24 protein-coding genes are annotated in these 21,235 nt (G+C 35.0%); 22 read left to right on the top strand and 2 right to left on the bottom strand.

The features are described from left to right. Positions 1–31 precede the first annotated feature (31 nt). From ACHRWY_RS10965 to ACHRWY_RS10915, 11 genes are all read left to right on the top strand, one after another. Entirely contained in the window at positions 32–268 is a 237-nt protein-coding gene (locus ACHRWY_RS10965; RefSeq protein ID WP_395354525.1) for a hypothetical protein, read from the top strand. After that, the gene (locus ACHRWY_RS10960) at positions 250–549 is read left to right on the top strand and encodes a type II toxin-antitoxin system RelE/ParE family toxin (protein ID WP_395354523.1); all 300 of its coding nucleotides are present in this window, start codon (positions 250–252) and stop codon (positions 547–549) included. The genes ACHRWY_RS10965 and ACHRWY_RS10960 overlap by 19 nt, the downstream gene beginning before the upstream one ends. Before the next feature lie 353 nt (positions 550–902). Then, complete coding sequence (locus ACHRWY_RS10955) at positions 903–1,178, top strand: hypothetical protein (protein ID WP_395354521.1); 276 nt, start codon at positions 903–905, stop codon at positions 1,176–1,178. A 283-nt stretch (positions 1,179–1,461) separates the two neighbouring features. Continuing rightward, the gene (locus ACHRWY_RS10950) at positions 1,462–2,349 is read left to right on the top strand and encodes a DMT family transporter (protein ID WP_395354520.1); all 888 of its coding nucleotides are present in this window, start codon (positions 1,462–1,464) and stop codon (positions 2,347–2,349) included. Between the two features lie 193 nt (positions 2,350–2,542). Beyond that, entirely contained in the window at positions 2,543–3,250 is a 708-nt protein-coding gene (locus ACHRWY_RS10945) for an HAD family hydrolase (RefSeq protein ID WP_395354518.1), read from the top strand. 108 nt (positions 3,251–3,358) lie between these two features. After that, positions 3,359–4,000 (top strand): CatA-like O-acetyltransferase, encoded by a 642-nt coding sequence (locus ACHRWY_RS10940; RefSeq protein WP_395354517.1) that lies wholly within the window; start codon positions 3,359–3,361, stop codon positions 3,998–4,000. An 88-nt stretch (positions 4,001–4,088) separates the two neighbouring features. Continuing rightward, complete coding sequence (locus tag ACHRWY_RS10935) at positions 4,089–5,219, top strand: OmpA family protein (protein ID WP_395354516.1); 1,131 nt, start codon at positions 4,089–4,091, stop codon at positions 5,217–5,219. Between the two features lie 135 nt (positions 5,220–5,354). Then, positions 5,355–6,779: a hypothetical protein gene (locus ACHRWY_RS10930; protein ID WP_395354515.1), complete on the top strand. Its 1,425-nt coding sequence runs from the start codon at positions 5,355–5,357 to the stop codon at positions 6,777–6,779. 93 nt (positions 6,780–6,872) lie between these two features. Beyond that, the gene (locus tag ACHRWY_RS10925) at positions 6,873–7,391 is read left to right on the top strand and encodes a ferritin (protein WP_395354514.1); all 519 of its coding nucleotides are present in this window, start codon (positions 6,873–6,875) and stop codon (positions 7,389–7,391) included. Between the two features lie 82 nt (positions 7,392–7,473). After that, the gene (locus tag ACHRWY_RS10920; protein WP_271333987.1) at positions 7,474–7,659 is read left to right on the top strand and encodes a hypothetical protein; all 186 of its coding nucleotides are present in this window, start codon (positions 7,474–7,476) and stop codon (positions 7,657–7,659) included. Positions 7,660–7,750: 91 nt separating this feature from the next. Further along, a complete protein-coding gene (locus tag ACHRWY_RS10915) occupies positions 7,751–8,443 on the top strand; it encodes a DUF2461 domain-containing protein (RefSeq protein WP_395354512.1) in 693 nt (230 codons plus the stop codon). Between the two features lie 75 nt (positions 8,444–8,518). Here ACHRWY_RS10915 and ACHRWY_RS10910 read toward each other — a convergent pair whose 3' ends face one another. Beyond that, positions 8,519–8,851, bottom strand: coding sequence for a single-stranded DNA-binding protein (locus ACHRWY_RS10910; RefSeq protein ID WP_395354511.1), 333 nt, complete (start codon positions 8,849–8,851; stop codon positions 8,519–8,521). A gap of 175 nt (positions 8,852–9,026) precedes the next feature. Between ACHRWY_RS10910 and ACHRWY_RS10905 the strand changes: the two genes are divergently transcribed. The 4 genes from ACHRWY_RS10905 to ACHRWY_RS10890 are packed head-to-tail and all read left to right on the top strand — an operon-like array spanning position 9,027 to position 14,215. Next, positions 9,027–10,556 carry a GNAT family N-acetyltransferase gene (locus tag ACHRWY_RS10905; protein ID WP_395354510.1) on the top strand — a complete coding sequence of 510 codons (1,530 nt, stop codon included), beginning with the start codon at positions 9,027–9,029 and terminating at the stop codon, positions 10,554–10,556. After that, the gene (locus tag ACHRWY_RS10900; RefSeq protein ID WP_395354509.1) at positions 10,553–10,900 is read left to right on the top strand and encodes a hypothetical protein; all 348 of its coding nucleotides are present in this window, start codon (positions 10,553–10,555) and stop codon (positions 10,898–10,900) included. Before ACHRWY_RS10905 ends, ACHRWY_RS10900 begins: the two co-directional genes overlap by 4 nt. A 12-nt stretch (positions 10,901–10,912) precedes the next feature. Beyond that, positions 10,913–13,306: a M28 family peptidase gene (locus tag ACHRWY_RS10895; RefSeq protein WP_395354508.1), complete on the top strand. Its 2,394-nt coding sequence runs from the start codon at positions 10,913–10,915 to the stop codon at positions 13,304–13,306. Positions 13,307–13,348: 42 nt separating this feature from the next. Next, entirely contained in the window at positions 13,349–14,215 is an 867-nt protein-coding gene (locus ACHRWY_RS10890) for a tetratricopeptide repeat protein (protein WP_395354506.1), read from the top strand. Positions 14,216–14,269: 54 nt separating this feature from the next. On the opposite strand, the gene ACHRWY_RS10885 is transcribed toward ACHRWY_RS10890, so the two are convergent. Then, entirely contained in the window at positions 14,270–14,665 is a 396-nt protein-coding gene (locus tag ACHRWY_RS10885) for a rhodanese-like domain-containing protein (protein ID WP_395354505.1), read from the bottom strand. A gap of 148 nt (positions 14,666–14,813) precedes the next feature. Between ACHRWY_RS10885 and ACHRWY_RS10880 the strand changes: the two genes are divergently transcribed. From ACHRWY_RS10880 to ACHRWY_RS10850, 7 genes are all read left to right on the top strand, one after another. After that, on the top strand, positions 14,814–15,716 hold the full coding sequence (locus ACHRWY_RS10880; RefSeq protein ID WP_395354503.1) for a LysR family transcriptional regulator: 903 nt from the start codon (positions 14,814–14,816) through the stop codon (positions 15,714–15,716). Beyond that, positions 15,701–16,153 carry a GNAT family N-acetyltransferase gene (locus ACHRWY_RS10875; RefSeq protein ID WP_395354502.1) on the top strand — a complete coding sequence of 151 codons (453 nt, stop codon included), beginning with the start codon at positions 15,701–15,703 and terminating at the stop codon, positions 16,151–16,153. The genes ACHRWY_RS10880 and ACHRWY_RS10875 overlap by 16 nt, the downstream gene beginning before the upstream one ends. Before the next feature lie 97 nt (positions 16,154–16,250). Next, the gene (locus tag ACHRWY_RS10870) at positions 16,251–17,075 is read left to right on the top strand and encodes an SDR family oxidoreductase (protein WP_395354500.1); all 825 of its coding nucleotides are present in this window, start codon (positions 16,251–16,253) and stop codon (positions 17,073–17,075) included. A 92-nt stretch (positions 17,076–17,167) separates the two neighbouring features. Continuing rightward, positions 17,168–17,644 carry a methylated-DNA--[protein]-cysteine S-methyltransferase gene (locus tag ACHRWY_RS10865; protein ID WP_395354498.1) on the top strand — a complete coding sequence of 159 codons (477 nt, stop codon included), beginning with the start codon at positions 17,168–17,170 and terminating at the stop codon, positions 17,642–17,644. A gap of 156 nt (positions 17,645–17,800) precedes the next feature. Continuing rightward, positions 17,801–18,514, top strand: coding sequence for a 3'-5' exonuclease (locus ACHRWY_RS10860; protein ID WP_395354496.1), 714 nt, complete (start codon positions 17,801–17,803; stop codon positions 18,512–18,514). A 66-nt stretch (positions 18,515–18,580) separates the two neighbouring features. Beyond that, on the top strand, positions 18,581–19,654 hold the full coding sequence (locus ACHRWY_RS10855) for a winged helix DNA-binding domain-containing protein (RefSeq protein ID WP_395354495.1): 1,074 nt from the start codon (positions 18,581–18,583) through the stop codon (positions 19,652–19,654). A 110-nt stretch (positions 19,655–19,764) separates the two neighbouring features. Continuing rightward, positions 19,765–21,204 carry a nucleoside recognition domain-containing protein gene (locus ACHRWY_RS10850; RefSeq protein ID WP_395354493.1) on the top strand — a complete coding sequence of 480 codons (1,440 nt, stop codon included), beginning with the start codon at positions 19,765–19,767 and terminating at the stop codon, positions 21,202–21,204. Positions 21,205–21,235 lie beyond the last annotated feature (31 nt).

Below are 21,235 nucleotides of genomic sequence, written 5' to 3'. Positions count from 1 at the left end.
ATCTTTAATTTTGAATAAATAAAGAAATATCATGAACCTGACTGCACAAATAAAAAAGAATTTAATATCCAGAATCAAAGATTCTAAGGATTTGAATTTTCTAAATGCACTTCAAACTATTTTTGATTCATCTGAACAAGAACTTTATGAATTGTCAGATGATCAAAAAAAGACAATTGAGAATAGTCGTATAGAGATCAAAAATGGGGATTTTCACAAAAATGAAGAAGTAATTTCAGAAATGAGAGAATGGCTAAAAAAGAAATAGTTTGGTCTTCTTTGGCTAAACTTCAACTACAAAATGTTCTTGAATATTATTTTATTAGAAATGAAAGTCCAACTTACAGCTTAAAATTGCTAAACGAAGTCGAAGAGTTATTAGATACACTTTCAAGTTCAGAACTGATTGGAAGACTTACATCAAACAAAATCACCCGTGTTATTTCCATGAAAGTCTATCTATTATTCTATGAAATAAATGGAAATCAAATTGAAATAGTATCATTTTGGGATAATCGTCAGGATATTAAAAACAGAAAAGTAAAATAAACGAAAACGGTGAAACAATAAATTAATCACGTTTTTTATATGCGTTTCCTGCAAGGTTTTTTCCAACCTTGTAGGTTTAAATATTTACTTATAGGTCTTGAGTAAAATGCCATACCTACAAGGTTGGAAAAAACCTTGCAGGAAGAATAAAAACAATATATTTTCCTACAAATTTAGTTTTTAGTCGTATATTTGTCTCGACAAAATATTTGAAACTTTAAATAGAAAGTTATTCAAAGTTAACATAAGCGAACCCTCGCCATGGTGCTGGAGCAGGAAACTGTCCTTAATCTATCTTTCAGATATTTTGTCACACCTAAAGCGAGGGTTTCGTGCGTTTAATATTTTCGATTATGACAAAAGAAAATGAAAACACATCAGAATTTGATGTAATGCGTGCAATGGCAAAATTTCTTTCAGACCTTTGGTTTGAAGATGATTTTAGAGATCAACCGGAATATTTATCCGAAATTTTTGAGACCATTCTCTTAAACGAAATGGGCGATGACCAGGATCTCAGGATGAAAATGGTAAGTTCAATTAGAACCAGTAAATTGCTGGCAAGTGCGCTTGGTTCTTTTTCGGATAAAGAAATAAGCAATGCCTGCCGGAAAATTATGAATGCATAATACCACACAAAAACAACTTTAATCCAACCTTTTATTGTTAATGATAATGAATGTGCCGTTAGGCACTAAATATCGGTAGAAACATCAATTTGAATAAATTTAGCGTGCCGTTAGGTACGCAATAGATATAGATATAGATATCGTTTTGTTTCGTACCTACGGCACGCCAACGAATTTTGAATCAAATTTTTCTCTACCGATATTTAGTGCCTAATGGCACATTTTTTACTCTTAATTTGTATTTCTTTTTTGCTAAAGAAAAAAATAAGATATTTGCTTTAATATGAAAATCACCAAACCAAGACTAGCCTTAATTTGCGGCATACTTTGTATTTCGATATTCCCTATATTGGTTAAACTAAAACTGGCTCCGGGATTAATCTCGGCTTTCTATCGCATGGCTTTTGCCTTTGTTTTGCTTTTACCTTATGTGCTTATTACCAAAAATTTTAAACTCCCAAAAACAAAATTCCTGCTTTTAGCGGCACTTTGCGGCGTTTTATTTTCATCAGATGTTGCGGTTTGGAATATTGCTATTCAGGATTCAAGTGCAACACAGGCCTCGCTGCTGACAAATTTGTCTCCGCTTTGGGTTGGGATTGGTTCTTTTTTCTTTTTAAAAGTAAGGCCTGCAACCAATTTCTGGATCGGGACTATTGTTTCATTATTCGGAATGATCACTTTGGTTGGTTTTAGCTTTTTTCTGGATTTAAATTTTAATCAGGCTTTTCTGTTTGCCGTTTTATCCGGAATTCTGTATTCGATTTATCTCTTGGTGAGTAAAAATGTCCTTTCAGATGTTGATGTTCTGTCTTTTATGACGATTAGTTTATTTGCTTCGACTATTTATTTAGGAATACTTTGTTATAGTTTAGATCAGCCTTTTACCGGATTCTCTGATACCGGTTGGTTTGTACTGGTTCTTCAGGCGGTAATTTGTCAATTGTGTGCGTGGCTTTCGATTAGTTATGCCACACAACACATGCGTGCCACACGGGTTTCGTTAAGTTTATTGAGCCAGGCTGTAATTACATCCATATTAGCTTGGTTGTTTTTAGAAGAACAAATAACTTTACAAATGGTTTTTGGCGGAATCATTTTGCTCTTCGGAATCAGGATTACCTTTTATGATAAGACAATTTCATTTAAGAACTTGTTTGCTAAGAATTAGGATTGAAAAATCGCACACGGATGACGCGGATTTTAATAGATTTATGTAGATAAGCTTTTTTGTGGATGGCAAAAATTCGCGGAAATTCGTGTAATTTGTGGCTAAAAAATTCTCCCGCAGATTTGGCAGATTAGCTATCGGGAGTGGCAAAAAACCTGAAACCTGAAACAAAAAAACTTGAAACAAAAACACCATGTTACATAGAAACAAAATACCAAACTTAAAAGTAATAGCATTTGATGCCGATGACACTTTATTTGTCAATGAACCTTATTTCGAAGAAACCGAGCATAAATTTTGTGCCCTGATGGAAGATTATCTTTCGCATCAGGGAATCTCACAGGAATTGTTTAAAATTGAAATTGAGAACTTGCCTTTATACGGTTATGGCATCAAAGGATATATTCTTTCAATGATTGAAGCGGCGATGAACATTTCGAACAATACAATTCCAATTGAAGTCGTTGGGAAAATCATTCAATACGGAAAAGAATTACTCGAAAAACCCATCGAACTTCTGGACGGGGTCGAAGAAACCCTGCGGTCTTTACACGGAAAATACAAATTGGTTGTGGCTACAAAAGGCGATTTAAAAGACCAGCACAGCAAATTACACCGCTCTGGTTTGGGTCATTATTTTCATCATATCGAAGTCATGTCAGACAAGCAGGAAATTGATTACGAGAAACTACTGGGGCGTTTAGACATTCAGGCTCCTGAATTCTTAATGATCGGAAATTCATTAAAATCTGATGTTTTACCTGTTTTAGGAATTGGTGGTTATGCCGTTCATATTCCGTTTCATACAACTTGGGAACACGAAAAAATCAATCATACAGTAGAACACGAACATTTTAGTTCGTTTGAAAATATTACCCAGGTACTTCAAAACTTACTTTAAAAAATTGCCACAGATGAACAGGATGAGCACAGATTCTTCTGAGTTTAAAAAATCATATCCTCCTTTTAATCTGCAGAAAAAAAATACAACGCATCCTTACTTATTATAATGAAAACAATTTTAGACTTAGAAAACTGGAACAGAAAGGAACATTTTTTACATTTTAACCAGATGGAAGAACCTTTTTTTGGTGCCACAGTAGAAATTGATTGTACAAAAGGCTACCAAACTGCTAAAGAATTGAATGCTTCTTTTTTTATTTTCTACTTACACAAAACACTGGTTGCTGTAAATTCGATTGAAAATTTTAAATACAGAATCTCCAACGGGCAAGTTTACATCAACAACCGTATCGATGTTTCGGCCACAATTGGTCGCGAAGATGGCACTTTTGGCTTTTCTTTAATCGAATATAGTCCGGATTTTAAAGTTTTCGAACAAAATGCACTCGCAGAAATCCAGCGTGTTCAAAATACAACAGGGCTTTTTACAAGGTCTTTTGATGATGATAATGTAATTCATTTTTCGGCCATTCCGTGGTTAAATTTCACTTCACTTTCGCATGCAAGAAGTTATTCTTATCCAGATAGTTGCCCTAAAATTTCATTCGGAAAAATGATCACTTCCGAAACCGGAAAGAGAACCATTGCGATGTCTGTTCATGTACATCACGGCCTGATGGATGGTTTGCATGTAGGCCAATTTGTTGACTGTTTTCAGGGCCTCATAAATAGCCCGGATCTAATTTAACCCTATTCTGTTATAATTATGGCTTATCGAGGAGGGTAATTCCTACAATTAATTGTTTGTTTGAGGGAAATTTAAAACTCAAATTACAATGAAAAAAATTGTCATGACTCTGGCTTGTACTTTAGCTATAACGTATGCAAATGCACAAACAGAAAAAAGTTCAGCAAACTATAATAAATGGTCTGTTGAATTCGCCGGAGGTGTAAACAAACCTCAACGTCCAATGAGCTCAAATTATTTCACAAGTACACCAAGCCCGTGGGTAGGTGATTTTGGGGTTCGTTATATGTTTAATAACAAATTTGGTTTAAAAGCTGATTTTGGATACAACAGTTTTACAGGAAAAAACAATTCTGTAGACTTTGATTCTAAATACTACAGAGCCGATTTGCAAGCTGTTGCTAACCTGGGGCGAATCATGAATTTTGAAACCTGGACTAAAACATTTGGTTTACTGGGCCACGCAGGTTTTGGTATGGCACAGTTAGAGAACAACGATTTACATGTAAAAGACAGAATGGGTAATTTTATTGCCGGTGTTACAGGACAAATCAGATTATCGAACAGACTAGCCTTAACAGGTGATTTTACTACTATCCTAAATGCGGCACAAGATGCTACTTTTGATGGTGCAACTGTAGGTGATTCAAGAGGATTTACCGGAATTCTATTTAACGGAACTGTTGGTTTGCAGGTATACTTAGGTAAAAATACAAAACATGCCGACTGGACTGTAATTTCAAACACACCTGATCTTTCTGCTTTAGAAACCAAAATAAGTGATTTACAAAATGCATTAAATAATATTCCTCCGGCAAAGGAAGTAATTGTAGAAAAAGCTATAATTAATCCTGCAGTAAGTGATCAGGATATCGTTAAAGATATGATCAACGACAGGTACTATAGTGTTTATTTTGATTTCAACAAATCAACTCCTATCGAAAATTCTACTGCTGCCATTGATGTTGTTTTGACTTATTTAAGAAAAAACCCTTCGAAATCTGTTGATATTATTGGATATGCTGACCAGGTTGGAAAAGCCAGTTACAATGAAAAATTATCAAACGAAAGAGCAAATAACATTAAAACTATTTTTGAAAAAGCAGGAATTGCCCCTTCAAGATTAAATGTTATTCCTGAAGGAGCCGATACATCGATCCAGAAAGATTCTGAAGAAGCCAGAAGATTAGCCCGAAGAGTTACTTTTAAAGTTAAATAATTCAGCTTTTAATAAAGGGAAAGCCCAAAGAGAAATTCTCTTTGGGCTTTTTTGTTTTCATCCTTTCCAATTGTCATTTCCTTTTTATCCATTAAATTTAATTAAATTTGGAATAATATTTGTGCATCAAAACTCATGAAAAAACTACTACTCTTTTTTCTTTTAGCCTCTCCATCAGTGTTGTTAAGTCAGACAATACTTAATTCTTATCCGTTAGATTTAAAAAAAACGGATGAAAACAATCAGATCCTGAATACCCAGGATGAAAAAACCCATGAGCTGTATGTTTTTGCTGCAGATTCTAAAAACATCAGCATCCTAAAATACAATAACTCATTTTTCCTGACGAACCAATTTACAGATTCGATAAAAAATGCTGCAGACAGAACTCTATTAGGCAGCAGTATCAGTGACGACGGAAATCCAACACTTTACTGGAGCTCAGGAAAAGCGCAAAACATAAAAATTATAAAATATTTTCTGGGTACAAAAACTTCCAGGACTTTAAATTTTAATTTCAATGAAAATATCGAATATGCTATAGCAACATTTCAAAAAAACAACAATTTCTATATTCTGGGAAAAGAAAAAAACGAACAACACCTTCTTCTTTATGAATTTAAAAATGGAAAATGTGAAATAAAAATGTTTGACTTCTCGAAGTTTCTTTTTCAAAACGAAAGAGGCTTAAAATTTACCTTCAGTTCACTGATTCGTTATTTTCCCCTTCAAAAAATGGAATCAGATGAGTTTAATTCCTTAGACAAAGCCACCGGTATAAGCAAACTTTATATACTGGATGACCGCCTTATTTTGGCATTTGATTACAACTTAACAAAAACGCAGGTTTTTGACCTAAATATCGAAACTTCTGAAATTACCGAGAAAAATTTTAATCAGCCTGTTTCTAAAAGCCCGTCCAGAACGTCAAATTCTTTTTACAGCGAAAACAAACTATTTCAGATCAAGGCCAACAAAGACGAATTTCTGTTTGATATCAAAGATGTAACTTCCGAAAAAACTATTAAAAGTATATCCGTTTCAAAAAATGATACAATTCGTTTTAAAAACTCACCTTTCTTTCTTCAAATAAACAATAATAAACCCCAGGAATTAAAAACCACAAGTAAATTTCTCAAACAATTGGCTGATTTACGGGTTGGGCTTTCCGTTTTAAAAAACAATAAAAACACTTATATAACATTTGGCGGATTCATCGAATATGCTTTTTCTGATTTTAATTTTGATCAAAATTATGCTGATCAAATTAAAATGGTTTCGTTTGATGCCATGCTAAATGCTGATTTAGAATTTGTAACTAATGAAAAAACAGAACCATTAGCGATTGACAACATCTACTATTACCTGAGTACTGCCAAAAATGTATCCTTTCAAAATATTCTTAAATTAAAAGATTATACCATTTTGGGGTATTATGACACGGCTCTGAAACAATATACTTTTCGCAAATTTACAGATGGTTTTATTAGAGAAGACAACGGAAATCCGATTAGTAATAAAGCTGTTTTTTCGAAATCTTTCCCTTTAAAAAAGCCTTAATTTTATTGAGAATTAATCCAAATGTCTGATGTTTTGGCAGTTTCAAAAAAACGGAAGGATTATTTTTTCTAACTTTACAAAAAAGTCATTATTATGCTATTAAAAAATATTGAAACAGCTTTAAACAAGCAAATTCGCATAGAAGCAGAATCTTCGCAAACTTATCTTTCTATGGCTTGTTGGGCTGAAGTACACGGATTAGAGGGAATTGCTCAGTTTATGTACACACAATCAGATGAAGAACGTGCACACATGCTTAAATTAGTAAAGTATGTAAACGAACGCGGAGGACACGCTCAGGTTACCGATCTAAAAGCGCCAAAAACATCTTACAATACATTTAAAGAAATGTTTGAAGCACTTTACAGCCATGAAATTTTTGTATCAGAGTCTATTAATGAATTGGTTCACATTACTTTTCAGGAAAAAGATTATGCAACACATAATTTCTTACAATGGTATGTTTCTGAACAAATCGAGGAAGAAGCTACTGCCAAATCTATTTTGGACAAGATTAACTTAATTGGAGATGATAAAGGCGGACTTTACTTGTTTGATCGTGATATTCAGCAATTAACCGTTACAAGTTCGATCGCCATCAATCCAAAATAAAAAAAGTTAAAGTTTATTTAGAATATATAAAAATAACATTTTTCTTTTATATTTGTCTCTGTTTTTATAATACAGAGGAAAATTGAGCAAGAAAGAAAAAGACAAGGACAAAAAAAAGGATAAAAAGAAAAAGAAGAATGCAGCTATCCTTGATAAGATTAAAAAGTTGGAAAACTGCAAATCTTCATGTTGTGAGAAATATAAAAAGAGCGAAAAGAAACGCTGCTCACGTTGTCCTATGTTTGATTTATTCAAAAAAACGGCTTAACTACATATAGCAAAACCCACCAATTTTTTGGTGGGTTTTTTAGTTTAAATTGCAGTTCTGTTAAGATTATAAAAAGACGTAGCATTTCATTATGGAAAACAACATTACAATACCAAAATCCAGTCTTGATTTTTTGGTTCAGCTCAAAGAAAACAATAACAAACCCTGGTTTGATGACAATAAACCAAAGTATTTAATAGAATTAAATCACATTGAAGCTTTTGCAGGCGCTTTGCTTCAGGAGCTTTCCAAAACCGATGTTTTGGAGACCTCTTCAGGCAAAAAAAGTGTTTACAGAATTTATCGTGATATTCGTTTCTCTAAAGATAAAACTCCTTTTAAAACTTTTTGGGGCGGTAGTTATACCCGTGCAACAAGTGCAAGACGCGGTGGTTATTATTTTCATCTGGAAAAAGGAAACAGTTTTTTTGCCGGTGGTTTCTGGGGTCCCAACGCTGCTGACTTAAAACGCATAAGAAGCGAATTTGCCCGGGATGCAGCATCGTTTCAAAAAATATTGCGTTCAAAATCTTTTATCAGCACTTTCGGAACTTTACAGGGCGAACAATTAAAAACAGCACCAAAAGGTTACGATATCGATCATGAAGCTATTGATTTACTGCGTTACAAACAGTTTTTGATTATAAAACGTTTTACGGATGACGAAGTATTAAGCCCTGATTTTTTAGAGCAGGCTTTAGATACCTGTAAAAACATGAGGCCTTTTTTTGATTATATGAGCGAAGTCCTTTCAACTGATGTTAATGGTGCTTCTGTGTTATAATTGCTTCTGACTTCAAAACAAAAAACCCGATTGACTTATCGAAAGCAATCGGGTTATATTAAATTTAATCGAATCTTATTTACTTAGCAGTAAAATCTCGTTGATTACAACTTCGGTCACATATCGTTTCTCACCGTTTTTATCATCGTAGCTTCTGTGGGTTAATTTACCTTCAACGGCGATTTCTTTGCCTTTTACTACATATTTTTCAATAATTTCGGCTGTTTTCCCCCAGGCTGTAACACGGTGCCACTCGGTTTGTTCTATTTTCTCGCCTTTATCATTTTTGTAACTCTCGTTTGTAGCGATACTCACATAGGCAAGTTTTCTTCCGTTTTCTAATATTTTAACTTCAGGGTCGTTTCCTACGTTACCAATTAATTGTACTCTGTTTTTCATTGCATTCATGGCGTATAATAATTAAATGTTCATATAAAGAATTCGTCTATCAAATTCAACACTGCAAAGATGCGGTGATCAGTCAGAAATACTCGGTTGCAAAGTATTTACTTTCGGTTGTAATTATTTGTAAGCGTTTGTAAATGGAAAACTTATTTTGTATATTTGAGATAAACCTTACGATATGCAGGCACAAATCAAAAAAGTTGAATTGCGAAATTTAGAGTTTGACGATTACCAACAATTGAAAAATTCAATGGTAGAATCGTATCCTGAAATGGCCAATTCTTATTGGAGATCAAATGATATAAAAAAATTACTATCCATATTTCCGGAAGGACAATTGGTTATTCTGGTTGACGGCATCGTTGTGGGCTCGGCATTATCTTTAATTGTCGATGAGAAACTAGTAGACAAAAGACACAATTACAGACAAATTATAGGCGATTATACTTTCTCTACTCATAATCCAGACGGTGAAATCTTATACGGAATAGACGTTTTTATTCATCCTCATTATCGCGGACTTCGTTTGGGACGCCGTTTATACGATGCGAGAAAAGAATTGTGTGAACAATTAAATTTGAAAGCCATTGTTTTTGCAGGAAGAATTCCTAACTACAATCAGCATGCTAAAAAACTCACTCCAAAAAATTACATTGACAAAGTAAAACATAAAGAACTGCACGATCCTGTGCTTTCGTTTCAGTTAAGCAATGACTTTCATGTCTTGCGAATCATCAAAAACTATCTGGAAGGTGACGAAGAATCAAAAGAGTTTGCTGTTCTTTTAGAATGGAATAATGTGTATTACGACGAAAGTCCTAAACTTATTAATCTCGAAAAAAGCGTGATACGCCTGGGATTGATACAATGGCAAATGCGCCAATTGAACAATTTGGAAGAATTCTTCGAACAGGCAGAGTTTTTTATTGATGTGGTTTCCGGTTATGGAAGTGATTTTGCTTTATTCCCGGAACTTTTCATTGCGCCTTTAATGGCAGATTACAATCATTTATCTGAAGCCGAAGCTATTCGTGAACTTGCCAGATATTCTGATCCTATCCGAAACCGTTTTCAGGAATTTGCCATATCCTACAACATCAACATTATTACCGGTAGCATGCCGCTTTTAGAAAATGGCAACTTGTACAACGTTGGCTTTTTATGCAAAAGAGACGGAACCTCAGAGATGTATACTAAAATTCACGTTACGCCAAACGAAGTACAACACTGGGGAATGAAAGGCGGATCTCAGTTTAAAACCTTTGATACAGATTGTGGCAAAATTGGCATTCTAATTTGCTACGATGTCGAGTTTCCTGAACTCTCCCGAATTTTGGCAAACGAAGGAATGAATATTTTGTTTGTTCCGTTTTTAACCGATACTCAAAATGCCTACACACGAGTAAAACATTGTTCGCAGGCACGTGCGATCGAAAACGAATGTTATGTAGCCATTGCAGGTTGTGTTGGTAACCTGCCCAAAGTAAACAATATGGACATTCAATATGCTCAGGCTTCTGTTTTTACGCCTTCCGATTTTGCTTTTCCAAGTAATGGTATAAAAGCCGAAGCAACGCCAAATACAGAGATGACCCTTATTGTTGATGTCGATCTGAACTTATTGAAACAGCTTCATGAGCACGGAAGTGTCCGGATTCTAAAAGACAGGAGAACTGATTTATATGAAATTAAAAAGATAGAATCATGAAAACATGCCTAGAGTGTTCTGAAAAAATTGTAGGCCGGGAAGACAAAAAGTTCTGTTCTGACAGTTGCAGAAATGCATACAACAATAAAATAAACAAGGATAGTAACAATTTCATGAGAAATGTAAACAACAAATTACGAAAAAATTACCGTATTTTGTCCGAACTAAACTCAGAAGGAAAATCTAAAGCAACACGGGATAAAATGATAAATAAAGGTTTTGATTTCGATTACTTTACCAATATCTTGCACACCAAAACAGGAAATACCTACTATTTCCTGTATGATCAAGGATATCGTTCTTTGGACAATGATTATTTTATGCTCGTAAAAAAAGAAATTTAGCACTTATTTATCATGAAAAAAAACCAGACCTCAATTCTAGCCATCGCATGCGTTTTAGCCATACTTGGTATTATTTATGCCACTATGATGCCGCAAGGGATTTCGAAAGATGAAGAAGCCCTAGCTGAATTCTCTACTGAAAGAGCCTTAAACCAGGTTGAAATTATTGCTCAAAAACCGCATTATGTTGGCTCAACCAATCATGAACTGGTCGCTAATTATCTAAAACTCGAACTAAACCGAATTGGGTTAGAAACTTCTACACAGGAAGGTTTTACACTAAATGATAAAGGGCTTCTCGTAAAATCGAAAAACATTCTTGCCCGAATAAAAGGCACCAATAATACAAAAGCGCTTTTATTACTTTCGCATTATGACAGCGCACCGCATTCTTTCTCTAAAGGTGCCAGCGATGATGCCTCAGGAGTGGCTACTATTCTGGAAGGAATCCGTGCTTTTTTATATGCTAAACAACCTCATAAAAACGATATCATAATTCTGTTTTCAGATGCCGAGGAATTAGGCTTAAATGGGGCAGCCCTTTTTGTTAATAAGCATCCGTGGGCAAAAGATGTAGGTCTGGTCATCAATTTTGAGGCCAGAGGTTCATCAGGTCCAAGTTATATGTTGATGGAAACCAATAAAGGAAATGAAGCCCTTGTGAAAGAATTTTCGAAAGCAAAGACCACCTATCCTGTTTCAAATTCATTGATGTACAGCATTTACAAAATGCTTCCAAACGATACTGACCTTACTGTTTTTAGAGAACAAGGAAACATTCAGGGATTCAATTTTGCCTTTATCGATGGTCATTACAACTATCATACGCAGCAGGACGATGTTCAGCATTTAAACAAAACCACACTGGCGCATCAGGGAACTTATCTGATGCCATTATTAAAATACTTTTCGAATACGGATCTAAATGCTACCAATTCAACTGAAGATGATGTTTATTTTAGCGCTCCGTTCTCCTTCATCAGTTATCCATTTTCGTGGGTGCTGCCAATGACCATTATCGCATTAGGTTTATTGATTCTCTTCATTTTTATTGGAAAAGCCAAACGTGTCATAACATTCAGGGAAGTTTTCAGAGGATTTGTTCCGCTTTTAGGTTCATTAATTATTTCCGGTTTGGTTACTTTTTTAGGATGGAAAATTATACTGCAAATCTATCCGCAATACTCAGATTTACTTAACGGCTTTACTTATAATGGTCATGCCTACATTGGCGCTTTTGTAACTTTAAGTATTGCCATTTCTTTTGCTTTCTACCATCATTTTTCAGATTCAAAAATTGCAATGAATCATTTTATTGCCCCTTTATTACTCTGGATTATCATTAATGCTTTTTTAGCCAACAGTTTAACGGGCGCAGGATTCCTGATCATTCCGGTATATTTTGGAATAGTCTTATTTGGAATTTTTGTACTGACCCAACATTACAGTTTAGGTTTAAATTTATTGTTTAGTATTCCGGCCTTAGCTATTATAGCGCCTTTTATTGTCATGTTTCCAATTGGTCTGGGTCTTAAGATTCTTTTTGGAAGTGCTATTTTAACGGTTTTACTTTTTGGATTATTACTTCCAATATTTGGAAACTTCTTTAAAAAAGGAGCATGGACAATTTTCTTTTTTGCAGTATCAATTGCCTTTTTTATCTATGCAGGTTATCATTCAGGTTACGAACCCGGAAAAGCAAAATCCAACAGTTTATTATATGTTTATAATGCCAATACAAACTCTGCAGCCTGGACAACTTATGATGTAAATTTAGACGATTGGACCAGAACATATTTAGGAGAAAAAAATCAAAAAGCAGTTGGTTTAAATGCACTTCCAATCGCCAGCAAATACAATTCCGGGTTTACTTACAGTGCTATTGCCCCTGTTGTTGATGTTCCAAGGCCAACAATTGCTTTCCTCAAAGACAGCGTGGTAGGCAATAACAGATATATGAAAATAAAAATCACGCCCAACCGAAAGGTAAACCGTTATGATATTTATGCCAATCCAAAAATGACCTTTTTCAATTTTAAAGCCAATGGTGTTTCAACTTCGGGACAAAAAGGAAATCGTTTAGAACGCGAAGGCATGAAAATCTTATGTTATTATGTTGTAGGGAATGAACCGCTTGTCATGGACTTTTACATTAATAAATCAGCCGTTTTTGATATGGATTTAATAGAAAGTTCTTTCGACTTAATGACAAACCCTTTGTTAAAAGTAAAACCAAGAAGCGACTGGATGATGCCAACTCCTTTTGTTCTGAATGATGCTGTTTTAATTCAGGAAAAAATAAAAAGATATACAGCCCCGGCACCTGCTTTGGCACCTGCAACTGTGGTAAAAGACAGTACAACTATTGCAAAAGACAGTTTAAAACCAGTTACCAAACCAGAATAAAGATTTTTTAATACGCCAAGTTCTAACCAGACAAACCAATTTATGAAAAAAATATTTCTGCTCTTAACCATAGCAAGCTTTTTTAATGTCAATAGTCAGACCTTAGAAGAAAAAATCGCAACAAAAACATGCAGTTGCCTTCAGAAAAGCAAAGACATAACCGAAACTTTTTACAGAGACTGTCTTACCAACTCTATGACTGAAGTGATTATGACCGATAAAGATGCCAAGGTTAGAGAAGGAATAAATACCGTTGAAGGAATAAAAAACCTCCTTCAAAAATCAGATGAAGCAGTGAGTAAAACCTGTCCGCAGATTTTACCAAAAGCGCCAGAGAGCAAAGCAGCTGTTTTTTATGGTGATTCTAAAAATAAAGGGGCACAAAGCTTATACAATCTTGCAAAGGATTTAATGCGCGATAAGAATTACAAACTTGCGATTGATGGTTTTCAGCTTTCGCTGAAGGAAGATCCAGATTTTGTTTTGGCATTAGATGATATTGCAGTTTGCTACAGACAAATGGAAGATTATGACAATGCCATAAAATACTATAAAAAATCACTGGCAGTTTATCCGGAAGGTGAATATGCCTTAATGAATATTGGAGTCGTTTACACGCTTAAATCGGAGTATAAAACGGCTATTGAATATTACGAAAAACTCATCAAATATCAGCCTAATAATGCTGAAGGATACTTTGGCGTCGGAAAAAACTATATGGCCCTAAACGAAGATGAAAAAGCATTGGATCCCATTTTTAAAGCCCACCGAATCTATACCATTGATAAATCAGAATACACAAAAGATACTGAAACCCTAATGGGCGCTATCTATCAAAAAATGAAGAAAGAAAACAAAGAAGAAATCTTCAGGAAGATAGCAGCAGAAAATAACATCAATATAGAATAATTTTAAAGACTAAGAATCAGGGCAAACTTCCAAAAGAAAGTCTGCCCTTTTTTTTTAACAGGCACATTCTATTTTCAATCCTGCTTTTACTCCGTTTGTACCTTCGGTTGCGTAGCCGTCAAACTTCCACCATTCGATTCCGCCCATTAATTCTTTTACTTTAAAGCCAAGTTTTGTCATATTTAGTGCGCCTTTTGTCGACGCATTACATCCAATTCCATCGCAATAGGTAACATACAAAGTCTCTTTATCTAAATGTTTGGTACTTTCAACCGTCATTTCGCGATGCGGAATATTAATAGCCGTTGGGATATGTTCTGCTTCATAACCAAATGCTTTTCGGGCATCAATTGCGATCACCTTTTCTCCGCTGTTTAAGGCATCAAACAAATCAGAAGGATCCATTTCGAAGGCCAGTTTATTTTCGTAGTGTTTAATTTGTTCTTCCATTTTAATTCTGGTTTTAGTGTTTTGCTTTTTCAAAAGTAATACAACATCATTGGCCATAAAAACGAAAAGAATTCATCAACCTGATTACTTTTTTTCATGGAAAAGCCATACTAAAATGTTGTTACTTTGTATTTCTAATTCCCAAAAAATGGAGATACGTCATTTACGATTAATAAAAGCAATTGTTGAAGAAGGAAGCATCACCAAAGCGATTGATAAATTGCATTTGACGCAATCTGCCCTGAGCCACCAGCTCAAAGAAGCCGAATATCAATTGGGAACTCCTGTTTTTCTAAGAACAAACAAAAAACTGGTTTTGACTAAAGCCGGTGAAAAAATCTACGAACTGGCCAATGAAATCCTGGATAAACTTGCACAAACCGAGTCTCAAATTAAACAAATGGTATATGGCGAACACGGCGAAATAAGAATTAGTACCGAATGTTTTTCGAGTTACCACTGGCTGCCACCGGTTTTAAAACAATTTCATCTCTTATATCCTAATGTCGAATTGAAAATTGTAACCGAAGCGACTCATATTCCGTTACAAAAACTATTAGAAAATACCATTGATATTGCCATCATCAGCGATCAGATCAAAGACAATACAATCAAATATATTGAGCTTTTTCAGGACGAAGTAGTGATGGCTGTTTCTGAAAATCACGCCTGGGCAAATAAAAAATACGTTGTTGCCGAAGATTTTATCAACGAACACTTATTGATTCATTCCCTTCCGATGGAAACGGTTACCATACATCAGTTTCTTTTGGCCCCAGCCAAAATAACCCCAAAGAAAGTCACCCCTCTCCCATTGACCGAAGCTTCTCTGGAAATGGTGAAAGCCGATATGGGTGTAATGTCTATGGCAAAATGGGCTTTGTTACCACATTTGAAAAACAATCCAATCAAGGCCGTTAAAATTGGAAAGAATGGACTGAAAAGAAAACACTTTATCGCCATTCGCGAAAACGAGCAATATCCGGATTACTTTTATCATTTTATCACTTTTTTACAAAACGAAATCAACCTGCAATGGAATATTCAATAAGAAATTGCGAAATAACCGACTTACCAAAACTGGTTGTTTTATGCGGGAAACACGCTGAATACGAAAAAGCCAATTATGCTCCGGAGGGAAAAGAAGCAAAACTCAAGGAAGCTTTGTTTAGCCAACAACCCCAATTATTCTGTTTAGTAGTGGCTACAAAAGAAACAATTGTAGGCTATGTTTCCTATACTTTTGATTTTTCGACCTGGGATGCAGCAACTTTTATCTACATGGATTGTTTGTTTTTGGAAGAAGAAGCCAGAAGTTTTGGAATTGGTGAGATCCTAATCGACAAACTAAAAGAAATAGGAACGGAGAAAAATTGCATCAACATACAATGGCAAACGCCCGAATTTAACCAAAGAGCTATAAAATTCTACCATAGAATTGGTGGAAAAGGAAAAGATAAAGTTCGGTTTACATTAGATTTGCAATAATTAAATCCCGCAAGTCGCGAAAACGCAAAGAAAAAGTTGCATTAAGTCTAACTTTCCCTTTGTACCTTTGAACCTCTACTTCTTTGAACCTCAAAAAATGACACAAATAAGCATATTAGGCTGTGGCTGGCTAGGATTTCCTTTAGCCAAAAAGCTAATCGAAAAAGGACATTCGGTAAACGGATCTACAACTTCTGAAAATAAACTTTCACTATTAGAAAATGCCGGAATAAATCCGTTTTTGGTAGCACTTGAAAGCGATAGTATCTCTGAAAGTATAAATGATTTTCTGAAAAATAGTGAAATCCTAATCATTGATATTCCACCAAAATTGCGAGGAAACAATTCTGATTCATCCAATCCATCACAAAAGATTTTTGTGGAGAAGATGCAGAAGTTAATTCCATATATAGAAAAATCAACGGTAAAAAAAGTTCTTTTTGTAAGTTCAACTTCTGTTTATGGAGATGAAAACGGCATTATTACAGAAGAAACGATTCCGAATCCGGAAACCGAAAGTGGTAAACAATTGCTTTTAGCCGAAGCCTTTTTACAAAAAAATCAAAACTTCGAAACCACAATTTTACGTTTTGGCGGATTAATTAGCGAAGATCGCCATCCGGTAAAATTTCTGGCAGGAAAAGAAAACCTCGAAAACCCTGATGCACCGGTAAACTTAATTCATCAAAACGATTGCATTGGTATCATCGAAGAAATCATCAAACAATCAAAATGGAATGACGTTTTCAATGCCGTTGCTCCTTTTCACCCCACAAGAGAGGAATATTATACTCAAAAAGCAAAAGAGCAAAATCTGGTTTTACCGAAGTTTAACACTGAGAAATCAAATATTAAAAAGATTATCTCAAGTGAGAAAATTGAAACTAATTTAAATTATCACTTTAAGCCGGAAAATCATTAAACTGTTTTAAAACCTATATCTTACATGGTTTAAAACAAAAACTTTGCGAACTTTGCGTAAACCTTTGCGCCTTTGCGGTTAAATCAAAATCTATGGAAACAGCTTATATCAATTCACCTCTGGGAATCACCAAAATCGTTGGAGATGAAGATGGCATTGCTGTAATTTCCGTTTCGGATGTTGGTACCAATGAAGTTTCTACAGCAATTCCGGAAGTTTTAAAAGAAGCCGTTTCGCAACTTCGGGAATACTTCGACAAAAAAAGAACCGGTTTCGATTTCAAACTAAACCCAAAAGGCACAGAATTTCAACAAAAAGTATGGAAATCCCTCTTAGAAATTCCATACGGAAAAACCATTAGTTATATGGATCAAACCAAAAAACTGGGTGATATCAAGGCAATTCGCGCCGTTGCATCAGCCAATGGTAAAAACCCGCTATGGATTGTGGTTCCCTGTCATCGCGTTATTGGTACAAATGGATCCTTAACCGGTTACGCCGGAGGTTTGTCCCGCAAGAAATGGCTCCTCGAACACGAAAATCCAACTACACAGCAGAGTTTGTTTTGAAAAAATAAAAAGTTCGCCACGAATTTCACCCATTTTACGAATTAAAATCATAGTTTTATAAAATTTAAAAGTAAGCAATTACCTATAATTTATTCTTTGTAAATATTTGAAAGCTTAAAAAATCTAAGAAGTCCAATAATCTAAGACGTCTAAACCATGATTGAAAAAATAAACCTTAACAATATCCTTTTCCTGGATATAGAAACTGTTCCGGAGGAAGAAAATTTTAATTCCCTTGATACCGAAATGCAAACCCTCTGGGATCATAAAACACAATACCAGCGAAAAGACGATTTTACACCTGAGGAATTTTACGATCGCGCCGGAATTTGGGCCGAGTTCGGAAAAATTGTTTGTATTTCGGTTGGCTATTTTACCATCAAAGGAGATATTCGAAACTTTAGGGTGACTTCGTTCTTTGGTGATGAGAAAAAGATTTTGAAAGATTTCAACAATTTATTGAATAATCATTATAATCAGCCCCAGCATCTTTTGTGCGGACATAACGCCAAAGAATTTGATATTCCTTTTATTGCGAGAAGAATGATCATCAACCAGATTGCGATTCCGGACAAACTGAATTTATTTGGCAAAAAACCTTGGGAAATCCCACATCTGGATACGCTGGAATTATGGAAGTTTGGCGATTATAAGCACTTTACATCATTAAAATTGCTGACTAAAATTTTGGGGGTTCCTTCTCCAAAAGGCGATATCGACGGAAGTCAGGTAGCCCATGTATTTTATGTAGAAAAAGATATTGATCGGATTGTGACCTACTGTGAAAAAGATACCATTGCTGTAGCCCAGATTTTCCTGCGTTTGCGCCGTGAAGATCTATTGATTGATGATGAAATTATTCATGTTTAGTTTTTTTTGGAGGTACAAAGGTGCAAAGGCACAAAGGTTCAAAGTTTAAACTTAATGCTTTAGATAATGACACATCAGGAAATTTCACATCACCGACTTGTCGCTCAAAAACTTCTTGAAGCTAGACCAAACTCTCCACAAGAAATTGTACACCATTTAGGTGCTATGCAGGCGCAGGATTATGCCATGGCGAAATGGGCAGTTGGTTCAAGATGCGATGCTACCGAGGCAGCCATTGAAGAAGCTGTTAATTCGGCGAAAATTATCCGTACACATATTCTAAGGCCAACCTGGCATTTTGTTGCTGCAGATGACATTTATTGGATGTTGGATCTTTCAGCACCACAAGTGAAACGATTTACTGCTTCTGCTGCCAAAAAATATGGCTTAGATGCTAAAAAACTGGACAAACTAAATGCTGCAATCGAAAAATTACTCGCCGGAAATAATTATTTAACGCGTGATGAAATCATGATGGAACTCAACATTAAAAAAACATCAAGTGAAGATTTTTTAAGTGCCGCCATAATGATGAATGCAGAATTAGATGGCTTGGTTTGTAATGGAAAAATGAAGGGTAAACAAATTACGTATGCTTTACTGGAAGAAAGAGTTGCAAAACCCAAAACAGAGTTGGCCAAAGAAGAAGCTCTTGCAAAATTAGCTAAACGCTACTTCGAAAGCCACGGCCCTGCTACACTTCTTGACTTTTCGTGGTGGTCTGGTTTTTCGCCAACTACCTGTAAACCGGCTATTAATGCAATTGAGTTGCAACTCAATTCAGTTGAAATTGAAAATCAGACTTATTGGTTTGGAAATGAATATAGTAACGAAGTAAACCTTCGCGAAAGCATTCATTTTCTTGCCGCTTTTGATGAGATTTTAATTTCTTATAAATCGCGCGAAGCTTCTATTCTTTTAGAACATCAATCAAAAGCATTTACCAATAATGGCATTTTTAAACCCATTATTCTTGAAAACAGTAAAGTCATCGGAACCTGGAAAAAAACTATCAAAAAGGATCACGTCAAAATTGAAACACAATTCTTTACAGAAACCAGAGCATCAGAAAAAGAAATTCTATTGGAAGGCATTAAAGCTTTTGAAAACTATCTTGAAACCAAAATAGTTATCGAATAATTCGAATTTTTACTAAAACAGTATACTTTCTTAGTATTACTTCTTGTTTCCTTGATAAAATCTTTATGCATTTTATCTCTAAATAATTACATTTACAAAAAAATAGTATTATGGTATTAAGCAGATTTTGGTTAGTTATTTTTATTTCTTCAATTTTCTTTATTGTAGTCAGTTTATTTACTGCCAACACTTATACTATTGATTCTATATTGAATGGAAAGAAAGATGATCCTGTTTTAGTTTCTGAAAAGTATATCGAACAACTTCCGGCTTTTATCAAAGACAGTATAAAAAAAGCGCCCAATCAAACGCTGATTGTCAATCGTGACACACTGAATTCTGATACGACTTACGTTTACAAAAATAAAACCGTAAAAATTTTCAGCGGTATTCAAAAATCAGATGGTTTATTGCCAACCTGTAAAACGACTTTACTGGATTTAATTCTGCCACTTATGGCTTACCTGGCTTTTTTCTGTGGATTAATGGAACTTTTAATCATTTCAGGAGCATCGGGAAAATTAGCCAAAGCCTTGAGCCCTGTATTTGTAAAGGTGTTTCCTAGTATTCCTAAAAACCATCCTTCCATATCCTACATGACTTTAAATTTTGCTGCCAATTTCCTGGGATTAGATTCGGCTGCAACTCCATTTGGTCTTAAAGCCATGGAAAGCTTACAGGAAATAAATCCCGACAAAGACAAAGCGAGTGATGCTCAAATCATGTTTATGTGCCTTCACGCTTCAGGCCTAACCTTAATTGCAACTTCTATTATTGGATACAGAGCAGCTGCCAACGCAAGCAATCCGGCCGATGTTATGCTGCCTTGTATCATTACGTCCTTCATTGGTACGATTGCGGCTTTTTTAATTGTGGGAATCAAACAAAAAATCAATTTCAAAAGCGCTTCCCTTCTTATTGTCTTAATGGGATTAATTGCCGCCATTGTTGGTCTGCTGATGTACGTAAATCATTTGGATTTAATTGGAAAAAACTACTTCACTTCTAACCTTTCGGGATTAATATTACTAGCTATTATTGCCTTTACATTGATTTTTTCATTTATCTATGAAAAGAAATTTACTGAGGCAAATACAACCGTTTTTGAAACTTTTGTAGTGGGCGCCAATAATGGGGTCAAAACGGGAGTTACTATTTTTCCTTATGTATTGGGAATGTTAGTCGCGATCTCTTTATTCAGAAACAGCGGTTTATTCGAAATTATCAGCGATGGAATTGCTTTTATTTTCTCAAACATGGGCGTAAATAAGGAAATCACAAATGCACTGCCTGTGGCAATGCTTCGTCCTTTTAGTTCTGCAGGATCCCGAGGATTTTTAATTGATTCGATGAATACTTTCGGAGCAGATTCTTTAACAGCAAGACTAAGCAGCATTTTTCAATGCAGTGCCGAAAGTACTTTTTATGTAATTGCGGTTTACTTTGGTTCTGTTAATATTAAAAATACCCGTTACGCTTTGGGAACAATGCTTTTGGTAGATCTTATTTGTGTTATCACGGCGATTTTTGTGGCGACTTGGTTTTTTTAGGAAAAACACATCTCACACATTGATACGTTAA

The sequence above is a fragment of the Flavobacterium sp. FlaQc-48 genome, assembly GCF_044007335.1.
Classification (GTDB): Bacteria; Bacteroidota; Bacteroidia; order Flavobacteriales; family Flavobacteriaceae; genus Flavobacterium.
Note: the sequence above shows the minus strand (reverse complement) of the source record. Positions and strands in the feature narration are given on the sequence as shown.